This window comes from Pseudarthrobacter adonitolis (assembly GCF_055412845.1).
Genome location: NZ_JBVAYW010000005.1, coordinates 166,529 through 184,374 on the forward strand (window position 1 = coordinate 166,529; position 17,846 = coordinate 184,374).

The 17,846-nt window shown below is 66.6% G+C and carries 21 protein-coding genes; 7 read left to right on the plus strand and 14 right to left on the minus strand.

Features of this window, described 5'->3' with window-relative positions; genetic code table 11:
• Window position 1 precedes the first annotated feature (1 nt).
• Genes ACZYZ4_RS08085 through ACZYZ4_RS08125 form a run of 9 tightly spaced genes read right to left on the minus strand, consistent with a single transcriptional unit; the run spans window position 2 to window position 7,957 of the window.
• Window positions 2-121, minus strand: coding sequence for a DUF6893 family small protein (locus tag ACZYZ4_RS08085; protein ID WP_463859772.1), 120 nt, complete (start codon window positions 119-121; stop codon window positions 2-4).
• On the minus strand, window positions 118-1,521 hold the full coding sequence (locus ACZYZ4_RS08090; protein ID WP_463859774.1) for a hypothetical protein: 1,404 nt from the start codon (window positions 1,519-1,521) through the stop codon (window positions 118-120). Before ACZYZ4_RS08090 ends, ACZYZ4_RS08085 begins: the two co-directional genes overlap by 4 nt.
• Window positions 1,518-2,186 carry a DUF6084 family protein gene (locus ACZYZ4_RS08095; protein WP_463859776.1) on the minus strand — a complete coding sequence of 223 codons (669 nt, stop codon included), beginning with the start codon at window positions 2,184-2,186 and terminating at the stop codon, window positions 1,518-1,520. The genes ACZYZ4_RS08090 and ACZYZ4_RS08095 overlap by 4 nt, the downstream gene beginning before the upstream one ends.
• Window positions 2,183-2,854 carry a DUF5947 family protein gene (locus ACZYZ4_RS08100; protein ID WP_463859777.1) on the minus strand — a complete coding sequence of 224 codons (672 nt, stop codon included), beginning with the start codon at window positions 2,852-2,854 and terminating at the stop codon, window positions 2,183-2,185. Before ACZYZ4_RS08100 ends, ACZYZ4_RS08095 begins: the two co-directional genes overlap by 4 nt.
• Window position 2,855: 1 nt before the next feature.
• Entirely contained in the window at window positions 2,856-3,803 is a 948-nt protein-coding gene (locus ACZYZ4_RS08105; protein WP_463859779.1) for a NifU family protein, read from the minus strand.
• Between the two features lie 6 nt (window positions 3,804-3,809).
• On the minus strand, window positions 3,810-5,603 hold the full coding sequence (locus ACZYZ4_RS08110; protein WP_463859781.1) for a nickel-dependent hydrogenase large subunit: 1,794 nt from the start codon (window positions 5,601-5,603) through the stop codon (window positions 3,810-3,812).
• 29 nt (window positions 5,604-5,632) lie between these two features.
• Window positions 5,633-6,691, minus strand: a complete 1,059-nt coding sequence (locus ACZYZ4_RS08115) for an NADH-quinone oxidoreductase subunit B family protein (RefSeq protein WP_463859782.1) — start codon at window positions 6,689-6,691, stop codon at window positions 5,633-5,635.
• Between the two features lie 30 nt (window positions 6,692-6,721).
• Window positions 6,722-7,567, minus strand: a complete 846-nt coding sequence (gene hypB / locus ACZYZ4_RS08120; protein WP_463859784.1) for a hydrogenase nickel incorporation protein HypB — start codon at window positions 7,565-7,567, stop codon at window positions 6,722-6,724.
• A gap of 60 nt (window positions 7,568-7,627) precedes the next feature.
• Window positions 7,628-7,957: a hydrogenase maturation nickel metallochaperone HypA/HybF gene (locus ACZYZ4_RS08125; protein WP_463859786.1), complete on the minus strand. Its 330-nt coding sequence runs from the start codon at window positions 7,955-7,957 to the stop codon at window positions 7,628-7,630.
• 138 nt (window positions 7,958-8,095) lie between these two features.
• On the opposite strand from ACZYZ4_RS08125, the gene ACZYZ4_RS08130 reads away from it, so the two are divergent.
• Window positions 8,096-9,298 (plus strand): HoxN/HupN/NixA family nickel/cobalt transporter, encoded by a 1,203-nt coding sequence (locus ACZYZ4_RS08130; protein WP_463859788.1) that lies wholly within the window; start codon window positions 8,096-8,098, stop codon window positions 9,296-9,298.
• A gap of 35 nt (window positions 9,299-9,333) precedes the next feature.
• The gene (locus ACZYZ4_RS08135) at window positions 9,334-9,639 is read left to right on the plus strand and encodes a hypothetical protein (RefSeq protein WP_463859790.1); all 306 of its coding nucleotides are present in this window, start codon (window positions 9,334-9,336) and stop codon (window positions 9,637-9,639) included.
• 1 nt (window position 9,640) lies between these two features.
• Here ACZYZ4_RS08135 and ACZYZ4_RS08140 read toward each other — a convergent pair whose 3' ends face one another.
• On the minus strand, window positions 9,641-10,258 hold the full coding sequence (locus ACZYZ4_RS08140; RefSeq protein WP_463859792.1) for a DedA family protein: 618 nt from the start codon (window positions 10,256-10,258) through the stop codon (window positions 9,641-9,643).
• 69 nt (window positions 10,259-10,327) lie between these two features.
• Window positions 10,328-11,005 (minus strand): hypothetical protein, encoded by a 678-nt coding sequence (locus tag ACZYZ4_RS08145; protein ID WP_463859793.1) that lies wholly within the window; start codon window positions 11,003-11,005, stop codon window positions 10,328-10,330.
• A gap of 151 nt (window positions 11,006-11,156) precedes the next feature.
• On the opposite strand from ACZYZ4_RS08145, the gene ACZYZ4_RS08150 reads away from it, so the two are divergent.
• Window positions 11,157-11,687 (plus strand): O-acetyl-ADP-ribose deacetylase, encoded by a 531-nt coding sequence (locus ACZYZ4_RS08150; RefSeq protein ID WP_463859795.1) that lies wholly within the window; start codon window positions 11,157-11,159, stop codon window positions 11,685-11,687.
• Here ACZYZ4_RS08150 and ACZYZ4_RS08155 read toward each other — a convergent pair.
• The gene (locus ACZYZ4_RS08155; protein WP_463859874.1) at window positions 11,635-12,642 is read right to left on the minus strand and encodes an RluA family pseudouridine synthase; all 1,008 of its coding nucleotides are present in this window, start codon (window positions 12,640-12,642) and stop codon (window positions 11,635-11,637) included. The two genes, ACZYZ4_RS08150 and ACZYZ4_RS08155, sit on opposite strands and share 53 nt — an antisense overlap.
• A gap of 172 nt (window positions 12,643-12,814) precedes the next feature.
• Here ACZYZ4_RS08155 and ACZYZ4_RS08160 point away from each other — a divergent pair, with 172 nt between their 5' ends.
• Window positions 12,815-13,477 carry an ArsR/SmtB family transcription factor gene (locus tag ACZYZ4_RS08160; RefSeq protein ID WP_463859797.1) on the plus strand — a complete coding sequence of 221 codons (663 nt, stop codon included), beginning with the start codon at window positions 12,815-12,817 and terminating at the stop codon, window positions 13,475-13,477.
• Window positions 13,470-14,162, plus strand: a complete 693-nt coding sequence (locus ACZYZ4_RS08165; RefSeq protein ID WP_463859799.1) for an SRPBCC family protein — start codon at window positions 13,470-13,472, stop codon at window positions 14,160-14,162. The genes ACZYZ4_RS08160 and ACZYZ4_RS08165 overlap by 8 nt, the downstream gene beginning before the upstream one ends.
• Window positions 14,163-14,274: 112 nt before the next feature.
• Here ACZYZ4_RS08165 and ACZYZ4_RS08170 read toward each other — a convergent pair whose 3' ends face one another.
• Entirely contained in the window at window positions 14,275-14,850 is a 576-nt protein-coding gene (locus ACZYZ4_RS08170) for a TetR-like C-terminal domain-containing protein (RefSeq protein ID WP_463859801.1), read from the minus strand.
• Between the two features lie 79 nt (window positions 14,851-14,929).
• Between ACZYZ4_RS08170 and ACZYZ4_RS08175 the strand changes: the two genes are divergently transcribed.
• On the plus strand, window positions 14,930-15,433 hold the full coding sequence (locus tag ACZYZ4_RS08175; RefSeq protein ID WP_463859803.1) for a DUF4188 domain-containing protein: 504 nt from the start codon (window positions 14,930-14,932) through the stop codon (window positions 15,431-15,433).
• A 104-nt stretch (window positions 15,434-15,537) separates the two neighbouring features.
• Here ACZYZ4_RS08175 and yczR read toward each other — a convergent pair whose 3' ends face one another.
• Window positions 15,538-17,076: a MocR-like transcription factor YczR gene (gene yczR / locus ACZYZ4_RS08180; RefSeq protein WP_463859805.1), complete on the minus strand. Its 1,539-nt coding sequence runs from the start codon at window positions 17,074-17,076 to the stop codon at window positions 15,538-15,540.
• Between the two features lie 61 nt (window positions 17,077-17,137).
• Here yczR and yczE point away from each other — a divergent pair, with 61 nt between their 5' ends.
• Complete coding sequence (yczE, locus tag ACZYZ4_RS08185) at window positions 17,138-17,839, plus strand: membrane protein YczE (protein ID WP_463859807.1); 702 nt, start codon at window positions 17,138-17,140, stop codon at window positions 17,837-17,839.
• Window positions 17,840-17,846: the final 7 nt, after the last annotated feature.

Below are 17,846 nucleotides of genomic sequence, written 5' to 3' on the forward strand. Positions count from 1 at the left end.
TTCACATCCGCCGTGCTTGCAGATATCGCTGGACGTCGGGGACTGAGCGGATTCCCACGTAGATGGCGCCGAGTGCCAGCGCCGCCAGCAACCCTACGGTGGCCATTCCTATGATTCTCATGGCGGACTTTCCTTTCCATCCTGACCCAGGGGTTCGAGCTCTTCCGGTGAATAGTAGAAGGACCGGCCGTACCCCTCGTGGAGGTCCGCGGCGGGGTCCTGGTCGAGGACCAGGCCTACATGGGTGCTGCCGTCCACGTCGAAGTGGACGTTGGTGACGCGGCCCGTTTGCCCGGCGAAGAACAGGTCCTGGGCATCGGCGCGCCTGCTCGGATTCACCCTGACCCTGCTGCCCCGGGCCACCGGAACCCCGTTGATCAGGACGGCATCCAGGTGCGGCTGGACCAGGGCTTCGGCTTCAGGCGTCCACCACGCGGCTTCCTCGCCGGTGCGGCCGGCTTGGGGTTCCGGGCTGTCCAGTGCGACATCCAGGGCCCGGGGATTGCGCAGGATGCCGTGCAGCTGCTGCAGTTCCTCGGGGGTCATGGCCTCGCACCGGTCGATGATGGCCGCCGCCCGGGGATCCGTGGCGCGGGCTTCGGCCTTTTCCTCCTCGGTGAGTGTCAGCACGCGCAGGGTGAGGATCTCGTCGATTTCCGTGGAATCGTACAGCGCCACCGAGCTTTCCGGAGCCACCGCAGGGTGGTCGTAGAGGATGATCGGAGACACCAGCAGCACATCCGCTTGCCCTTCCGGACCGGCCAGGACGGGCCAGCACCGGTGCTGTTTGCACGTGGCCGCCGCGGATCGGGCGTCGGGCGGTGGCTCAAGCAGGGAAACAAAATCAGCGTCCTGAAGGCTCAACAGCAGGTGTGTGCCAATGAAGGATTCCGCGATGGCATCCTCCCTGGTCCAGCCAGCCGCCCCGCCCGACGCAGTATTCGCAGCCCTATTGGCAACGCCGACGCGCAGTCTGACCAGGTCCCCGCCGGCAGGCGCAGCTTCCAGCCTCACGTCACCATGAAGCGGACGACGACGGCGGACCAACCTGCCAGCCTGCCGCCCCGAGGTGTCACGGAGTTCCTCGACGTCTTCTCCGCCGGGAACCTCCACGGGCAGAACCGTCTCCCGGCCGCTGAGCCTGGCCACGGGAAACGGCCCAAGCGTGACTTCCCGCTCCACTGCCTCGTCCCAGCTCAGCCAGCGGGCGGCGCCGACGGTGAGCTCATCCACCGCCGTGAACCCGCCGTCGTCGTCCGCTTTTTCAGCGGAACGGCTCTGGAGTTGCAGGAAGCGCAGGTGGACTTCGATGGTGGCCCGCGGGCCAGTGGTGAGCAGGCAGTCGGCGAACATGTGGGGTTCCTCGCCCGCGCCGGCAGCGGCTGCGCCCGGCGGGCCGAGGATGCCGAACTGCCAGCGGGCCTGGTTCTTCTGCGAGGACGCGCGGTACGGGTAGAGCAGGTAGCCCTCGTATAGGACGGCATCTGCCACGGCGCGGGCAAGGCTGAGGCTCATATTCATGGCAGCGGGTCTCCTGACAGCGCTGCCGTAGATACCGCGGTGGCATGCGCCAGCAGGGTTTCCACGGTGGCATCCCAAGAGGTCAGGCCCCGGGCGGCCTTGTAGTGCGACAGGGCAGCGAGCACGTCGCGGTCGAGGCGGAGCCACCCGGTGTTGGGGAAGTACTGGTCCATGAGCCGGCGCCAGGCGTCCACGGGAAGCCGGTAGGAGGCTTCGAGGTCCCAGGGCACCTGCTCCACGCCGAAGCCGGTCTGGCCCTTCGTGAAGACGGTGCCGGAGAACAGCAGTTCCAGCGGGACCAGCCCGTCACGCAGGGACTGCAGGTACTTGGCCGCGGAAACGTCGAAATCGAATGTGCATGGCAGCGGGAGCCCCACCTCGGTTTCCCCGGTGAAGCCCTGGACCATGGTGCTGCACTGCAACCAGAGGAAGGACTTGAGCGTGGTGGGCCACCGGCTGCGCTCGCCGAAAAGGTCCAGCAGGCCTGCTTCTTCTTCTGGCGTGTAGCCGCGGCGCTGGGGCAGGATCCGGACCTGGCAGCGCAGGGCGATGGCGTGCACCGCGGTTCCGGTGGACTCGGTCACGCGCAGCGTCGCGGTGAGCTGGGGCGCCGCCGCGTAGGGTTCGGGCTGGATGTCCAGGACCTCGAACGCCAGCGCAGTCACTGCAGGCTCCCGGACGTTGGTTCCCGCGTGGCTTCACGGACCGGCTTGCTGCGGCTGCTGACTCTGTCGAAGAAGGCGGTGAGCTGGTCGCGGGCCTCCTGGCCGCCGTCGAACCCCCGCCACAGGCGCCGCAGGTGACCCACCAGCTCATAGCAGGCGTCCACGGGGACCAAGTGGCAGTCAGCCTGGGTGCGGTCCTCGCCGGGCCCCCGGATCAGGAGCGCCTCGGTATCCGGGGCCGCCATGGACAGGGCGGGATTTCGCACCATGACGGCATCCCAGGCATCCAGGGGCAGCTCGGATTCGGTGGCGCCGGCTGGGCCAGGGTAGAAGGCAACCGTCCGCTCCATCGTGGAACTGCGGAAGAAGAATGCCAGTCCTACCGGAATCTCCAGCTCGTCCCACTGGCCCGGGCCGAGTTCAAAGTCGGGAAAGGACAGGTACCGGTCAGGCACCGACCGGTAGCGGAGGTGGGCGTTGCTGTCGGCGAAAAGCAGGTAGCACGGACGGCAGGTGCACATCATGGCGTGGCTCTCCAGGTCCACCACGTGCTGGTGTTCGGCCGCGATGGGCTCCCCGCACATTTCGCAGCTCTCGCCTGCAGGAGCGGGCGGCGGGGCAGCGGCGATCCGGCGCAGGAGTGCGACGGGCAGGCCAGGCGTTTCCATCTCAGCCGCCCTTCCCTGCCGCAACCGGCACGGCCACAGACATCACGCCGCCCCGAACGAGCAGCGGGAGCGGGTCCAGGTGCAGGGTCCGGTCCTCCAGGCAGGCGCCGGCCTGGCGGACGTCGAAGTGTGCGCGGCAGGTGGCGCAGCGCAGCAGTCCTCCGCCGGACGGGGCTGCGAGGGCGCGCTGCAGGGCTGCGCCCGCCATGGACCCGGCGCAGCGTGGGCAGTAGTCCCGGTACGCGTAGACGTCCTGCCCGGTCCGGCAGGCCAGGAGTGAATAGCCGCCCACCTGGAACCCGGCCACGTCGCCGGGTTCCAGGTCGGCAATGCCGGGGACGGGCTCCCAGGACCCTTCCGGCTGATCATGCCAGCCGTTGCCCGCGGCGGCGGGGTCTGTGTGGTTCATCCGGACCAGCAGGGCGTCGACGGGGATCAAGGCAGGGGTGGCGGCGTGCTTTTCCGCTTCCACCACTTCGATGGCCGTGACCTCGGGGGCTGCCGTTTCGATCGCTTCTTCGACGGCGAACTTCAGGGTGACGGACGACGACGGGCAGCCCTGGCAGGTGCCGAGCAGCTTCAGCCGCACAACGCCCTCCGGGCTGATGTCCAGCAGTTCCACGTCCCCGCCATGGGAGCCCAGGTAGGGCCGGACGCTGTCCAGTGCCCCGGCCACCCGCGTTTCCATCGATGCGGGATGGAGGCCGTGGATGATCAGCAGGCCGGACACCAGCTCGTCGGAGGCGAGCGCTGCCAGCGTGTCGTCGTCGAGCTTTCCCTGCTCATCGAGGATTTCCAGGATCCGTTCCAGCCCCGAGCCGTACATGTCGGTGACTTGCCGTACCAGGTCCTCCGCCCGGCCGCGAGCCACCGCGCCGCCCGCTCCGAGGGCGTCAAGGAGCGTGCCTATCCGCTCGCCGGTTTGCAGCGGCCGGTCCCCGGCGTGCATGGCCTGTTACTCGCCGGTGAGGATCTGGGTGGGCGAGTGCAACTTGTCCAGGCTCTGGCCGTTGCCCAGGTACATATGGACGCCGCAGGGCAGGCACGGGTCAAAGCTGCGGACGGTCCGCATGATGTCGATGCCCTTGAAGTGCTCGCGGTCGTTCTCCTCGAAGATCGGCTGGCCCTGCACCGCGTCCTCATAGGGGCCGGGAATCCCGGCCGAGTCCGTCGGGCTGGCGTTCCAGGGGGTGGGCGGATAGGGATGGTAGTTGGCGATTTTGCCGTCGCGGATCACCATGTGGTGCGACAGGACACCGCGGACGGCCTCCGTGAAGCCGCAGCTGATGGCCTCGTCCGGAACCGTGAAGGTCTCCCAGGTCTTGGTCCGGCCGGCACGGATTTCCTCCAGGGCCTTTTCGGCGAAGTGCAGCGCTGCCGCGGCCGCGTAGGCCTGGAAATACGTGCGGGCCCTGTTGCGTTCCAGGGTGTTGCTCCACTGCGGAATGTTCCATTCGAAGGACACCGGGCCCTTGAGCGCCGTCTTGGGGAGGTTGATCTGGACGCTCCTTCCGGTCGCCTTGATGTAGCCGATATCCACCAGGCCGGCGAGCGCCGTGGCCCAGAGCCGTGCCAGGGGTCCTCCGCCGGTGTCCAGTGCCAGGTTGTCCTGGCCGTCGAACCAGCGCGGGGACATGACCCAGCTGTACTTCTCTTTGAGGTCCCTCTTCTGTGGCCTGGGGTTGGTGTGCTGGTTCCAGGGGTGGCGGCGGTCCACCGGGTTGCCCAGGGGATCGTGGGTCACGAACATCTCCTGGTCTTCCCAGTCCTCGTAGTAGGAGGACCCCAGCATGATCCGGATGCCCAGGTTGATCCGCACCAGGTCGGTGGTGACCAGTTTGCCGTCCACCACCACGCCCGGGGTGACGAACATCTTCCGGCCCCACTGGGTCATGTCCTTGTATTCGAAGTTGCAGTAGTCCGGGTCCTGGAGGGAGCCCCAGCAGCCCAGCAGCGTCCGGCGCAGGCCTACCTGTTCGTAGCCGGGCAGCGCCTCGTAGAAGAAGTCGAAAAGGTCGTCATGCATGGGGACCACCTTTTTCATGAATTCCACATACCGCATGAGCCGGGTGATGTAGTCAGTCATGAGCTGGATGGTGGCCACCGTGCCAACGCCGCCCGGGTAGAGCGTGGAGGGGTGCACGTGGCGCCCCTCCATCAGGCAGAACATCTCGCGGGTGGCACGGCTGACCTGCAGCGCCTCGCGGTAGAACTCCCCGGTGAAGGGGTTCAGCGAGCGCATGATGTCTGCGATGGTCCGGAAGCCGTGCTCGCCCTCATGGGGGGACCGGGTGTTTTCCGCCTTGGCCAGGACTCCGGGGTTGGTCTCGGACACCATCTTTTCGCAGTAGTCCACGCCCACGAGGTTTTCCTGGAAGATGTTGTGGTCGAACATGTACTCGGCCGCTTCGCCGAGGTTCACGATCCATTCGCCCAGGTTGGGCGGCTTCACGCCGTAGGCCATGTTCTGCGCATAGCAGGAGCAGGTGGCGTGGTTATCGCCGCAGATCCCGCAGATGCGACTCGTAATGAAATGGGCGTCCCGCGGATCCTTGCCCTTCATGAAGATGGAGTAGCCGCGGAAAATCGAGGAGGTGCTCTTGCACTCCACCACCTGGTTGTTCGCGAAATCGATCTTGGTGTAGATGCCCAGGCTGCCGACAATCCTGGTGATGGGATCCCAGGCCATCTCCACCAGGTTGTTGTTGTCCGTCCCGCTCCCGGACGGCGTTGGAATCGTTGAGGTCATGTTCTTCACCTGTCTGGAATTGGGGGTGGCTACCAGGTGCGCTGTGCGCCGGTTAGCAGTTCGCGTCCGGGCCGGCGCCACTTGGGCTCCTGGTCCAGCGTGTGGGTGGTGATGCCGCGCAACGCCCTGATGGCTGCGCCGTAGGGGCGGATGGTGCCGGTGGAGAGCTTGCCGCCGGGTGGCTCGTCCATAAACGGCATGAACTTGTCCGGGAAGCCCGGCATGGTGCAGCCGATGCAGATGCCGCCAACGTTGGGGCAGCCGCCGATCCCGTTCATCCAGCCACGCTTGGGCACGTTGCACTTGACCACCGGACCCCAGCAGCCGAGCTTGACGATGCACTTGGGGGAGCCGTATTCGGTGGCGAAGTCGCCCTGCTCGTAGTATCCCGCCCGGTCACAGCCTTCGTGGACGGTCTTGCCGAACAGCCAGGTGGGCCGCAGCGCATCATCGAGCGGGATCATCGGGGCCTGTCCGGTGGCCTGGTACAGCAGGTAGGTCATGGTTTCGGAGAGGTTGTCCGGCTGGATGGGGCAGCCTGGCACGCAGACAATGGGAATGCCAGCCTTGGATTTCCAGTCGTAGCCCAGATAGTCGGGGACTCCCATGGCGCCGGTGGGGTTTCCGGCCATGGCATGGATGCCGCCGTACGTTGCACACGTGCCGGCGGCGATGATGGCCGTGGCTTTGGGTGCCAAACGGTCCAGCCACTCGCTGGTGGTGATCGGCTGGCCGGTCTCGAGGTCGTTGCCGAACCCGCACCAGTAGCCGCCGGCGTCGTGCAGTTTTTCGTTGGGGATGGACCCTTCAACCACCAGGACAAAGGGCTCCAGTTCGCCGCGGTCCGCCTTGCGGAACCACTCGAGGAAGTCGTCCGCCCCTTCCTGGGGTCCGCACTCGAAGTCGATCAGAGGCCAGTGCATGGCGATGCGGGGCAGGCCGGGCAGCGCACCGAGGGCGATCTCCTCCACACTGGGCTGGGTTGCCGCGGTCAGGGCGACGGAATCGCCGTCGCAGCTCAACCCGGCGTTGATCCACAGCACGTGGATCAGCGTTTCTTCGGCCTTGAGGGAAGTTTCGGTAGGCATCGTTGGCTCTTTCCGCGGCCCGAGGGGGGCTCAGTGTGCGTCTGTCAGGGACTCTTCCAGAGACCCTGGCCGGGTCTCTGTCGGAGTAGTTCGGCCATCCAGCCAGTCATACCAGGCGGCAAGGCCGTCGCCGGTAGTGGCCGAGAGGACCAGGAATTGCGCGTGGGCGTTGAGGTGACGGATGCGGTGCAAGCACTCGTCGACGTCGAAATCAACATAGGGGAGCAGGTCCGACTTGTTGATGATCACCAGGTCAGCTGCGATGAACATGTGCGGGTATTTCTGCGGTTTGTCATCACCTTCCGTCACTGAGACGACTACTACTTTGGCTGCCTCGCCCAGGTCAAAAAGGGCGGGGCAGACCAAATTTCCCACGTTCTCGATAAACACGGTCGAACCCATCGGGGGATCGAGCGCGTCGAGTCCCCGGCGGAGCATATCGGCGTCGAGGTGGCAGCCCGCCCCTGTGTTGATCTGCACCACGGGCCGGCCGGCGGCGCGGATGCGTTCGGCATCGAGGGAGGTTTCCTGGTCACCTTCGATAACCCCGGCCTGCAGCCGGTCTCCCAGCTCCGTGAGCGTCCGCACCAGGAGCGTGGTCTTGCCGGCGCCTGGGGAACTCATCATGTTCATGGCCCGGACCTTCCGTCCCGCGAGCCAGCCACGGTTCCGTTCCGCGAGCAGGTCGTTCTTGGCCAGCAGGTTCTGCTCCAGGGAGATGAGCTCCGGCACGTGCGTGTGGCCATCGCTGTGGGGGTGGGAGTGCGCGTGCTCGTGCGTGTGTCCGTGATCTTGCGGGTGGCTGTGGGTGTGCCCGTCGTGCGTGTGCTCGCGCCCATCTTCGTGGGAATGCCCATGCACTTGCGCGCCAGGCACTTCAAGGGCGTAGACCCTTGGTGTCCCGTCCTCGCCGCAGCCGCACGTTGCGCACATCCGCTATGCCACCTCCACCGAAACGAGCTTGAGTTCGCGGCCGGTGACCACTTCGACGTCGGCGCTGCCGCACGGACACAGGAGGAACATGTCCGTCAGCGCGAAGTCGTTGCCGCACGTCCGGCAGTGCCCGCGGCCCTGCGGTTCATCGATCTGCAGCCGCGCCCCTGCCAAGGTTGTGCCCGCCGAAGCAACATCAAAACAGAAACGGAGGGCATCGGGGAGGACACCTGATAACGGGCCGATCCGAAGGTTGACGCCCGTGACTGCCTGACCGCCGGTCCTGTCCAGAACCGCGTCTATGAGGCTTTGTACGATCGAGAGTTCGTGCATCGGCTATGCCCCCTCCCTGTCAAGATAGGCTCGTCCCGGCCATAACGCAACCTAATTATTTGACAGCTGCGCACTCATCGAATCCGGGCGTATAGTCATGTCATTATTCTGCAATGACGCGGACGCCGGAGGCTCGGAATGAAGCAACCGGAAGCTGAAAGCAACACGCAGCCCAAGGCCCGGATGGGTCGGTCCGGGACCGCTTTGACCAGCCGGGAACGGGCATCGATCGGTGGCATGGCAGCGGTTGTGCTGCTCCTACATGCCGTGGGCTGGGGAGCGCTGCTGGTGGTTGTCGCACCGGAAAACCTTCCGGTGGGCTCGTCCGGCGTTTTCGGCGTTGGCCTGGGCGTTGCCGCCTACACGCTGGGGCTCCGCCACGCGTTCGACGCCGACCACATCGCCGCCATCGACAACACCACCCGGAAACTCGCGGGCGATAGCCAGCAGGGCGGTGGGCGCCGGGGCGGACGGCACAGCGGCAACGGGCAGGCACGAGTCGGACACAGGCCCATGACCGTGGGCTTCTGGTTCTCGCTGGGCCACTCAAGCATCGTCTTTGGCCTGTGTGCGTTGCTGGCGGCCGGAATCCGTAGCCTGTCGGATCAAGGGGGCGTGGTTTCGGGCGAAACGGAGGCAGGCCTGCAGATCTTCGGCACGGCAGTCTCGGGCGTCTTCCTGTACCTCATCGGTGTGCTGAACCTGGTGGTCCTCCTGGAGGTGCTCAAGTCGGCGCGGCGCCTGCGGTCCAGCCAGGACACCAGCGCCGGAATGGAAGATCACCCCGCCGGTGGCCTGATGACGCGGATCTTCGGTCGGTTGACGGGGCTGATCACCAAGCCCTGGCAGATGTACGGCGTGGGGCTGCTGTTCGGGCTGGGGGTTGACACCGCCACGGAGGTGAGCCTGCTGATCCTGGCCGCCGGTGCCGCCGCTTCGGCGCTGCCGTGGTACGCGATCCTCACGCTGCCGGTCCTCTTCGCGGCGGGTATGAGCCTGCTGGACTCCCTCGACGGCTGCTTCATGACCTTCGCCTACCGTTGGGCGCTATCCAAGCCGGTCCGCAGGATCTATTACAACGTGGTGGTGACGGGGCTGTCCGTTGCGGTTGCGCTGGGCATCGGCTCCGTGCAGCTGGTTTCCCTCCTGGTGGACAGTGCCGGGATCCGGTCCGGGCCGCTGGCGGTGATCGGCGGACTCGACCTGGCAGCCGTCGGATACACCACGGTGGCGCTGTTCATCTTCACCTGGCTCGTTGCCTTGGGCGTGTGGCGTTTCGGCCACATCGAGGAACGCTGGTCAGTGCCCGTCCCGGAGGGCGGCCCCGAGCAGCGGGACTAGCCGTACCAGAAGGCGGCCGGGATAGGGTTGAAGGCATGCCTTCGTTCCAGACCCGCCTGAAAATCACCGGACTGAAACCTGGCAACCCGCCGGAAGCTGTGATGGCCGCCGCTGTCGAGGCATTGGAGACCCGCCACCATGTGGAATCCAACCAGATCGAACTTGCTGCCGGCGTCCCCCAACTGAACCTCCGCTTCCTCGTGGAAGCCACGGAATGCCGCGGTGAGAACCAGCAGGCCCGCGAATCGGCAGCGATGATGCGCGACGCCGTCGAACGCGTTGCGCTGACCGGCTCGCTGATGGTGCTCCGCCGCAACCGCGGCCGCTGGGCCCCGATCTAGCTCAATCGCCGGGGGCGGGCTCGTCTACGGGCGAGCGGGTGCCGCGCCGGCGCGTCACGATGATTCCGACGACGGCGCCGATCACCAGACCCAATACCACGCCGATCAGCGAACTCGCCCAGAAGGGCAGCTTCGTTGCCGATCCGGTGAAGTAGCCCAGGCCGACCAGCCAGCTCGCCCAGAGGACCGCACCCAGGCCTGCGCAAAGGCTGAAGCCCCGTGCCGAAACGTCGGCGATGCCGGCCGCGGCCGACGTCGCCAGCCGCCCGCCCGGGATGAAGCGGGCGCCGATGATGGTCCCGTAGGTGGAGGAGCGGCCGGCCCTGGCAATGGCCTCATGGATGCCATGGTGGACTTTCCGGCCCCAGCGCCAGCGGTCCAGCACGTGGCTGAGCCGGCGTTTGAAAAGCTGGAACACCACCATGTCGCCGATCCAGGAAGCCGCCGCGGACAGCGCTGCCACCAGGAAGACGTTGGCCCGGCCTTCGGCAGAGAGGGCGCCTCCGGTGATGACCACCATCTCGGAGGGGATGGGCGGGAAGATGGCGTCGCCAAGAACCACGGGGATGATCCAGAAATAGATCGCCGCCCCCCAGCTGTCCGCGTTACCGAAGTCCATGGCCACAAAGTACCGCATTTTGGGGTCGCAGCACGGCCTTGGGCTGCGCGCTGTTCAGTAAGCAGCGCCTCAGTACCCGGCACCGATGTTCCGCCGGGTTGGCCGCGGAGCTTTTCCGGGAACTTCCTGCGGTTCGTGGCTGAGGTGCCGGGCTGCCAGGAAATACCAGTACGGCCAGGCGACCCACGCGGTGGCTCCCACGGCTATTCCGGCCCCACCGATGCCCCAGCGGATCCAGGCCGGCGCCTGTTCGACGGCGGCCAGCGCGGCCAGGGGCAACGCCACCACCAGGGCGCCGCCTATGAACTGTCCCAGTTTTGCCAGGCTGCGAGGATAGCCTCCGGACGTCAGCAGGGACCGGTGGGCCAGCAGGAACCAACCGGCCTGGACCACCATTGCCCCCACCGTGATACCGGTGGACACGTTGAAATCGAGCTTCTTTGCGACGAGGAGGAACGAGCTTGCCGATCCTGCGCCACTGGCCGCGACCACAAGCCACTTGGCCGCCTCGGAGGCGGGCGTCCGGCGCAGCCGCCGGTGGACCTGGACCACCACGGGGATGATCACCAGGTTGAAGACGCCTCCGGTGGCGTCGTTGATGGTGCCGAAGACATAGGGCCCGTTCTTTGGCACTTCGATGGCATACATGGCGCCGAGCGTTGCTACGCCCACGACACCGAGGCCCGCCGCTGCGTAGGCAAATTTGGCCGCCGTGCGGTCCCCGGGGATTTCGATGAGCGTGTCCATGAGTTGTCCTCGCCTTGTCGCGGACGTCAGTTCCGGAACCTTCCGGAACCTCTTGGATCTCGAGGGAACCGTCCCGGACACGCCGCGCCTACCCACAGGATATTCCTGCTCCGGCCTGTCATCCAGAGGCCTACGGTGGGAAACTGGCGGCATGCGCATCCAGGTTCTCCAGGGCGACATCACAACCCGTGCTGTGGACGCTATCGTGAATGCGGCGAACTCCTCGCTGCTGGGCGGCGGCGGTGTGGACGGGGCCATCCACCAGGCCGCGGGCCCTGAGCTGCTGGCCGCTTGCCGCGAACTCCGCGACACGGAACTCCCGCACGGCCTGGCGGTGGGGGCCGCAGTTGCCACGCCCGGTTACCGGCTCCCGGCGCGCTGGGTCATCCACACGGTAGGGCCCAACCGGCATGCCGGGCAGACCAATCCGGCGCTGCTGGTTTCCTGCTTCAGTGAAAGCCTGCGGCTGGCGGATTCGCTGGCGGCCGGGTCCCTTGCCTTCCCGGCGGTGGGCGGCGGAGTCTACGGCTGGCACGGGCGCCAGGTAGCGGAGGCCGCGTACGACGCCGTCACAGGGTTTGGTGCCTCACATCCGGCCAGCGCGCTCGAGTTGGTGGAGTTTGTGCTGTTCAGCCCGGAGATGGCGGAGGCCTTCCAAGCCTTGTTTGTGCAGCCTCGCTGAGCTCGAGCCCGCTGCGGTACTCCACGTGCTTTTTGCTGATGGGATCCACGAAACGGATGCCGCAGGCCAGGAGCTGCAGCGGTCTGGTGTAGTCGTCCGGAGCCTTGTCCAGCAGGTCAGGATAAAACGCGTCGTTCACGATGCCCAGCCCCAGTGAAGCCATGTGCACCCTCAACTGGTGCGTCTTGCCGGAGTGGGGCTCCAGCCGGTACCGCGCCAGGCGTGGCGCACCACCGTTGCCTGCGGCGTTGGTGGCAGTGGCACCTGCTGAAGCGCCGCCGTCGAACGATTCCAGCCGTTCGATCCGGGTCTCCGCGTTTGGCTCGCCCTCGATCACTTCTGCGAGCAGGTAGCTGCGGGACTTGGTCATCCGGTTCCGCACCACCACGGGGAAGTCGACGGCGGGGTAGCCGGCGGCGGGCTCCGCGGCGGATACGCACTCGTACTCCTTCTGCACCTGGCGCTTCTCGAAGAGGACCTGGTAGTTGCCCCGCGTCTCCGGGTTCGTGGAGAGCAGAAGGACGCCGGCGGTCATCCTGTCCAGGCGGTGCATGGGGATCAGGTCCGGCAGGTTGAGCTGGTTCCGCAGCCGGACCAGAGCCGATTCCTGGATGTAGGTGCCGCCGGGGGTGGTGGGCAGGAAGTGCGGCTTGTCCACCACGAGGAGGTGATCGTCTTGGTGCAGGATGCTGATTTTCACCGGGATGCGGGTCTCCGGCGGCAGCGTGCGGTAGTACCAGATGAAGGTGTGGTCCTCGAGCCTGGTGGCCCGGTCCAGGGGGACGCCGCCCTCGCCCACGATCTCGCCGGCGTCGAATCTGTCCTCGATGCCCTGCGGATCGATGTGGCCCCAGCGGTGCATCATGTAGTCCATCGCAGTGGTCCACGGCCCCTCGTCCGGCAGGCGCAGGCGGGTGGCGTTGACGCCGTCGCGCACGGGAAGGGGGGATTGCATCACCGGTCCATTCTACTTTGCCGGCTCCTTGGGCCCCGCCCGTGTCCGATTCGACGGTTCCCTGCACACTCGACGTCCAGCGCCGTCGATCCGGCAGGGAAACCGTCGAGTCGAAAGGCCGACGGAAAAAAAGTTCTTGACAATATAAGTTGTCGGTTGGCATGATGGAAACATGTTGGACATCGAAGTGATCGAGGACCCGGCCGCGGCGGAAGCGTCGCTGGACCCGATCCGGACGCGCATCCTCCGGGAGCTCGCCGTGCCAGGCTCTGCGACGCAGCTCGCCGCCAAGGTGGGACTGCCGCGGCAGAAGGTCAACTACCACCTCAAAGCCCTCGAGCGGCACGGACTGGTGACGCTGGTGGAGGAGCGGCGCAAGGGGAACGTCACCGAGCGCGTCCTCCAGGCGACGGCGGCCTCCTACCTGATTTCGCCGGTGGCGCTCGCTTCTGTGGCCCCGGACCCGCACCATTTCTCGGACCGCTTCTCGGCCTTCTGGCTGCTGGCGCTCGCCGGGCGGATGGTCCAGGAAGTGGGCAAGCTGATCGCCGGCGCCGCGGCGGCCAGGAAGAAGCTCGCAACGTTCGCGATCGACGGCGAAGTCACCTTCCGCACGGCAGCGGACCGCGCCGCTTTTGCCGAGGAGCTCGGCGTTGCGGTGACCCGCCTGGTGGACAAATATCACGACGGCGGCGCGGGCTCCGGCCCGGGCGGCACCTCAGCAGGCGGCACTTCGGCAAGTGGCGGGCGGAAGCATCGGCTCGTCGTCGCGCTCCACCCCGTTCTCAAGACCCCCATCAAACGCCTTTTAGCCAAGGAGCAGGACAATGACTGACAACCGTAAATTTGAGATCGTCTACGACACCGAGCTGCCCGGCACGCCCGAGCGCGTCTGGGAGGCCGTCACCAACGCCACTCCCGCCTGGCTGTTCCCGAATGACGGCTGGGATTCGGTCAACACCGTGGAGGAACACCCCACGCATCTGGTCAACCGCATGGAGGGCCCGGAGGGCTGGTTCAACCAGCTGGAGCACGTCCTGGAACCGCTCGACGGCGGCCGCGCCCGGCTGCACTATGTCCACAGCGGGATCTTCGCGGACAACTGGGATGAGCAATACGACGGTGCCAGCCGGCACACCGAGTTCTACCTCCACACCCTGGGCCAGTACTTGAGGTATTTCGACGGCAAGCCGGTGGTGTTCACGGACATCCAGTCTCCCGCGGCATCGCAGGCCCCGGACGGTTTTGAACGCCTGAAGAAGGCGCTGGGCGTGGACTCTGCCGAGCAGGGTTCCGTGGTTGAGCTGAAACTCGACGGCGTGGGGCGGCTGTCCGGGGAGGTGGACTTCTCCAACGAGCACTTCCTAGGATTGCGGACGTCGGATGCGATGTACCGGTTCTTCGGCCGCAATGCCTTTGGCGCGCCGGTGGGCATGACCGTCCACAACTTCGGTGGCAGCGGTGACTCTTCAGCGACCGCCGAGGCCTGGGGCAGCTTCCTCGAAAAGGTCTACGCGTAAAAGTTCCTAGGGCAGGCTTCGTTCTCGACTCGCAAAATACCTGACGCAGTGGAAATTTCACTCGCGTCAGGTATTTTGCGTCGCGGGAGAATCTGCGCCGCGAAAAGGAGTTTCAGGCGGCCCAGCCGCGGGCGACGGCATCCAGGGCTGAGCCGTACACCGCGGCCCAGTCTGCGTCCGGCGGGCCCACCTTTGCCAGTTCCAGGCTCACCAGGCCGTGGACCTGGCCCCAGATTGCGACGGCGACCATTTCCGCCGGTGCCTGCAGTACAGTGCCCGCGGACTGGGCGGCCGCCACGGCTTCCATCAGGGGCTCCATGGCAGCGGCGGCAGCTTCAGGGCTCGGCTGGCAATCGACGTAGGCGGCCAGGGCGCCCCCGAACATCAGCCGGTAGAGCGACCGATGTTCCAGCGCCCAGGTCCGGTAGGCCGCGCCGAGTCCCCGAAGCCCGCCCGGGGCCGCGGCCGCCTGTGAGTCGCGGAATGACCGGAACCCGTCGTCCACGACGGCGGTCAGAAGCTGGGACTTTCCGCCGAATAGCGAGTAGACGGCCGTGGTGGACGTTCCGGCAGCTGCTGCCACATCCCGCAGATTCACGCGCGCGGGACCGTCGCGGTCCACCAGGTCGGCCGTGACGGCCAGCAGGTCCTGCCTGAGGGAATCGTTATGCACAACGGGTCTTGCCATGGGGTCCATTGTTTCATAACATTGTTTCGTAACCACGTTATGAAACAATGTTATGAAACTTACAACCTGAGGAGTTCCCATGGCGCAGAAGGTATTTCCGGGCCGGTACACCGCTGACCCGGGCCGCAAATCAGTGACGGTCTTCCTGATCGGCATGCGGGCGAACCGTTGGTGGAAGGTTGGGACCGTCGGCAAGGTGGCTGTCGCCATGCCGCGGATGCTCCAACACCTGGCCGCCGACCCCGCGGCAGGAATGCTCGGATATGAGCAGTGGTTCGGGCGCACCACGGTGTTGCTTAGCTACTGGGAGAGCCCCGAGCACCTGCGAACGTTCGCCGCGGACCGGGAGTCCCCTCATCTGGAACCCTGGCGCCGATTTATGAAGGAACTCGCCGGGACCGGCGACGTCGGCGTGTGGCATGAGACGTACCAGGTGCCCGCCGGCGGGATCGAGGTTGTCTACAGCGGGATGCCGCAGTTCGGGCTGGCCAAGGCTACGGAGCATGTCCCCGTCGGGGCCGGGACCAACACCGCAAAGCAGCGGATGGGCCGGAGCGCAGGGCGCGGTAATGACGCCGCTTGATCCCGTAACGGCATCATGTCCCAAAGGCGATGTGTCCGGCGCCCAGCAACGGCGGTGTACACGCCCTGGCAAACGGTACAAGGGCGTTCAGGTGCGCCCGCGCGTCACGCGATAGCCAGGGCCGGCGCGTTCTTCAGGGTCCGGCGGAGCTGCGGGGCGGCGTCGAGCCGGTGTTGGGCTGAGCGCAGGGCCAGGACGGCGGTCTCCAGCTGCCCCGGTGGCAGAGTGAACGGCACCCGGAGGTAGTGTTCGAACGCGCCGCCGATGCCGAAGCGAGGCCCAGCGGCCAGTCGGATGCCAAAATCCGGAGCGATCACCGTCAGCGCAGTGCTGACCGGTGCGGGCAGCCTGCACCAGACGGACAGGCCGCCGGCCGGGTGTCCCGTTTCCCACTCCGGGAGGTGTCCGGCGAGGAGTTCCAAGAGTGCGGCGCGGTTGTCCCGGAGGGCGCTTAGCCGTGCGGGAAGCGGCTCGTCGAGGGCTCGGACCAAGTGGGCGGCCGCCAGCTGTTCCATGACCGGTCCGCCCAGATCCAGGGACGTTCGTGCCGCCGCAAACCGCTGGATCATGGCTTCGGAGGCGCGGATCCAGCCCGTGCGGAGGCCGCCCCAGTGGGATTTGCTGAGGGAGCCGATGGTGACCACCGCGGGACTGAAGGCTGCCACGGGACTGGTTTCGGCGCCGTCGAGGTTCAGTTCGCGGAGGGTCTCGTCAACCACCAAAACCGTCCCCGCCGCCGCGGCCGCCCGGACCAGTTGGCGGCGCTGGACGTCGGGCATCAGCTGCCCGGTGGGGTTGTGGAAGTCCGGCACCACGTACGCCATCCTGGGACGCTGCTGAGTCATGGTGGCCTGCAGTGCGTGCATGTCCCAGGCCAAGGCGGGCGGACCGCCGTTGGCTCTGTCAGTGCCGGCGCCGTGGGCTGCGGTGAACGCCACCGGAATGGCCCGGCAACCGGCCGCGCGGATGGCATCGAGGGCGTTCGGGTAGCTGGGGTGTTCCACCAACACCCTGTCCTGCCGGCCCGCTACGGCGCGGATGATGATGTTCAGGGCGTGCTGTGCGCCCGATGTCACCAGGATTTGTTCGGCGGTTGTCGGCACGCCGGCCGCCGCATAACGTGCCGCCACCGCCTCGCGCAGGGGGAGCAGGCCCATGGCGCTGTAACCGAAGCCCGGCAGCAGTGCGGGAAGTTCGGTGAGGGCTGCCGCGAACGCGCGATGTACCACCTCACCGCTGGCAGGCAGCGATGCGTAGGCGAGGTCGATCAGCCCCTCCGGTGCCGCGATCCCGGGAGATGTTGTTCCGGGTGTCCGCCCCGTGGTTGTAAGGCCCGGGTCCGTGAGTACCGTGGTACCCAGCGGCGTCAGACGCGGAATCCGCGTCCGGCCCCTGCTGCCTTGCCCGCTGCTGAGGAAACCCTGCTCGCGGAGGTGCGTATAGGCGGCCGTTACGGTGGTGCGGCTGACGCCCAGCGCCTCAGACAGGGCCCGCTCGCTGGGCAGCGCCGTGTCCAGGGCCACCCGGCCGTCCAGGACCAGGAGGCGGACGACGTCGGCCAGCTCGCGGTAGGCCGGTGCGACGCCGAGGTTCCACTCGCCCAGGAGACGAGCCAGTGCGGACGGGTTCAGCGAAGAGGACATGATGCCAGTATCTCAAACTGGCTATGTATTTCAATGCCAGTTTTCTGTCAGGGTTGTCGTTATGTTGACCCGCAGAATCCTCCAGCTCTTTATCGGCCTCGCCATGTACGGCATCTCCCTGGCTATGTTTATCCGGGCCGGACTTGGACTGGATCCGTGGGATGTGTTCCATCAGGGGGTGGCCGGCAGGACGGGGCTGAGTATCGGAGTGGTGGTCATCATTGTGAGTTTCCTGGTGCTGCTCCTCTGGATCCCGCTCCGGCAGTGGCCAGGGTTCGGTACCCTCTGCAACGCCGTGCTGGTGGGCGTTTTCGCGGACATCGGCCTGGCCTTGATCCCCGCGTTCTCGCATCTGGGCGGCCAGATCGGCATGCTTGCAGGCGCAGTGCTGTTGAACGGCATCGCGTCCGCCTGCTACATCGGCGCACGGTTCGGTCCGGGCGCCAGGGATGGGCTGATGACCGGGCTGGCTCGGCGCACCGGCTGGTCCGTGCGGGTCTCGCGCACCCTGATCGAAGTTGTCGTGTTGGGAGTGGGCTGGCTGCTGGGCGGTTCCGTGGGCGTGGGCACCGTTGTTTATGCCCTCGGCATCGGGCCGCTGGTGCAGCTGCTGCTCCCGCGGTTCATGGTGCCCGCAGCGCTTCCGCCCGAACCTGCAGTCCTCGAACCGGGCGGTGGCGAGTTGGCCGCTGGCGAGTTGGACACTGCCGAGTTGGACACTGGCGAACCGGTCGTCGTCGAACCCGTGGCCAGGACTTCCTAGGACAGGA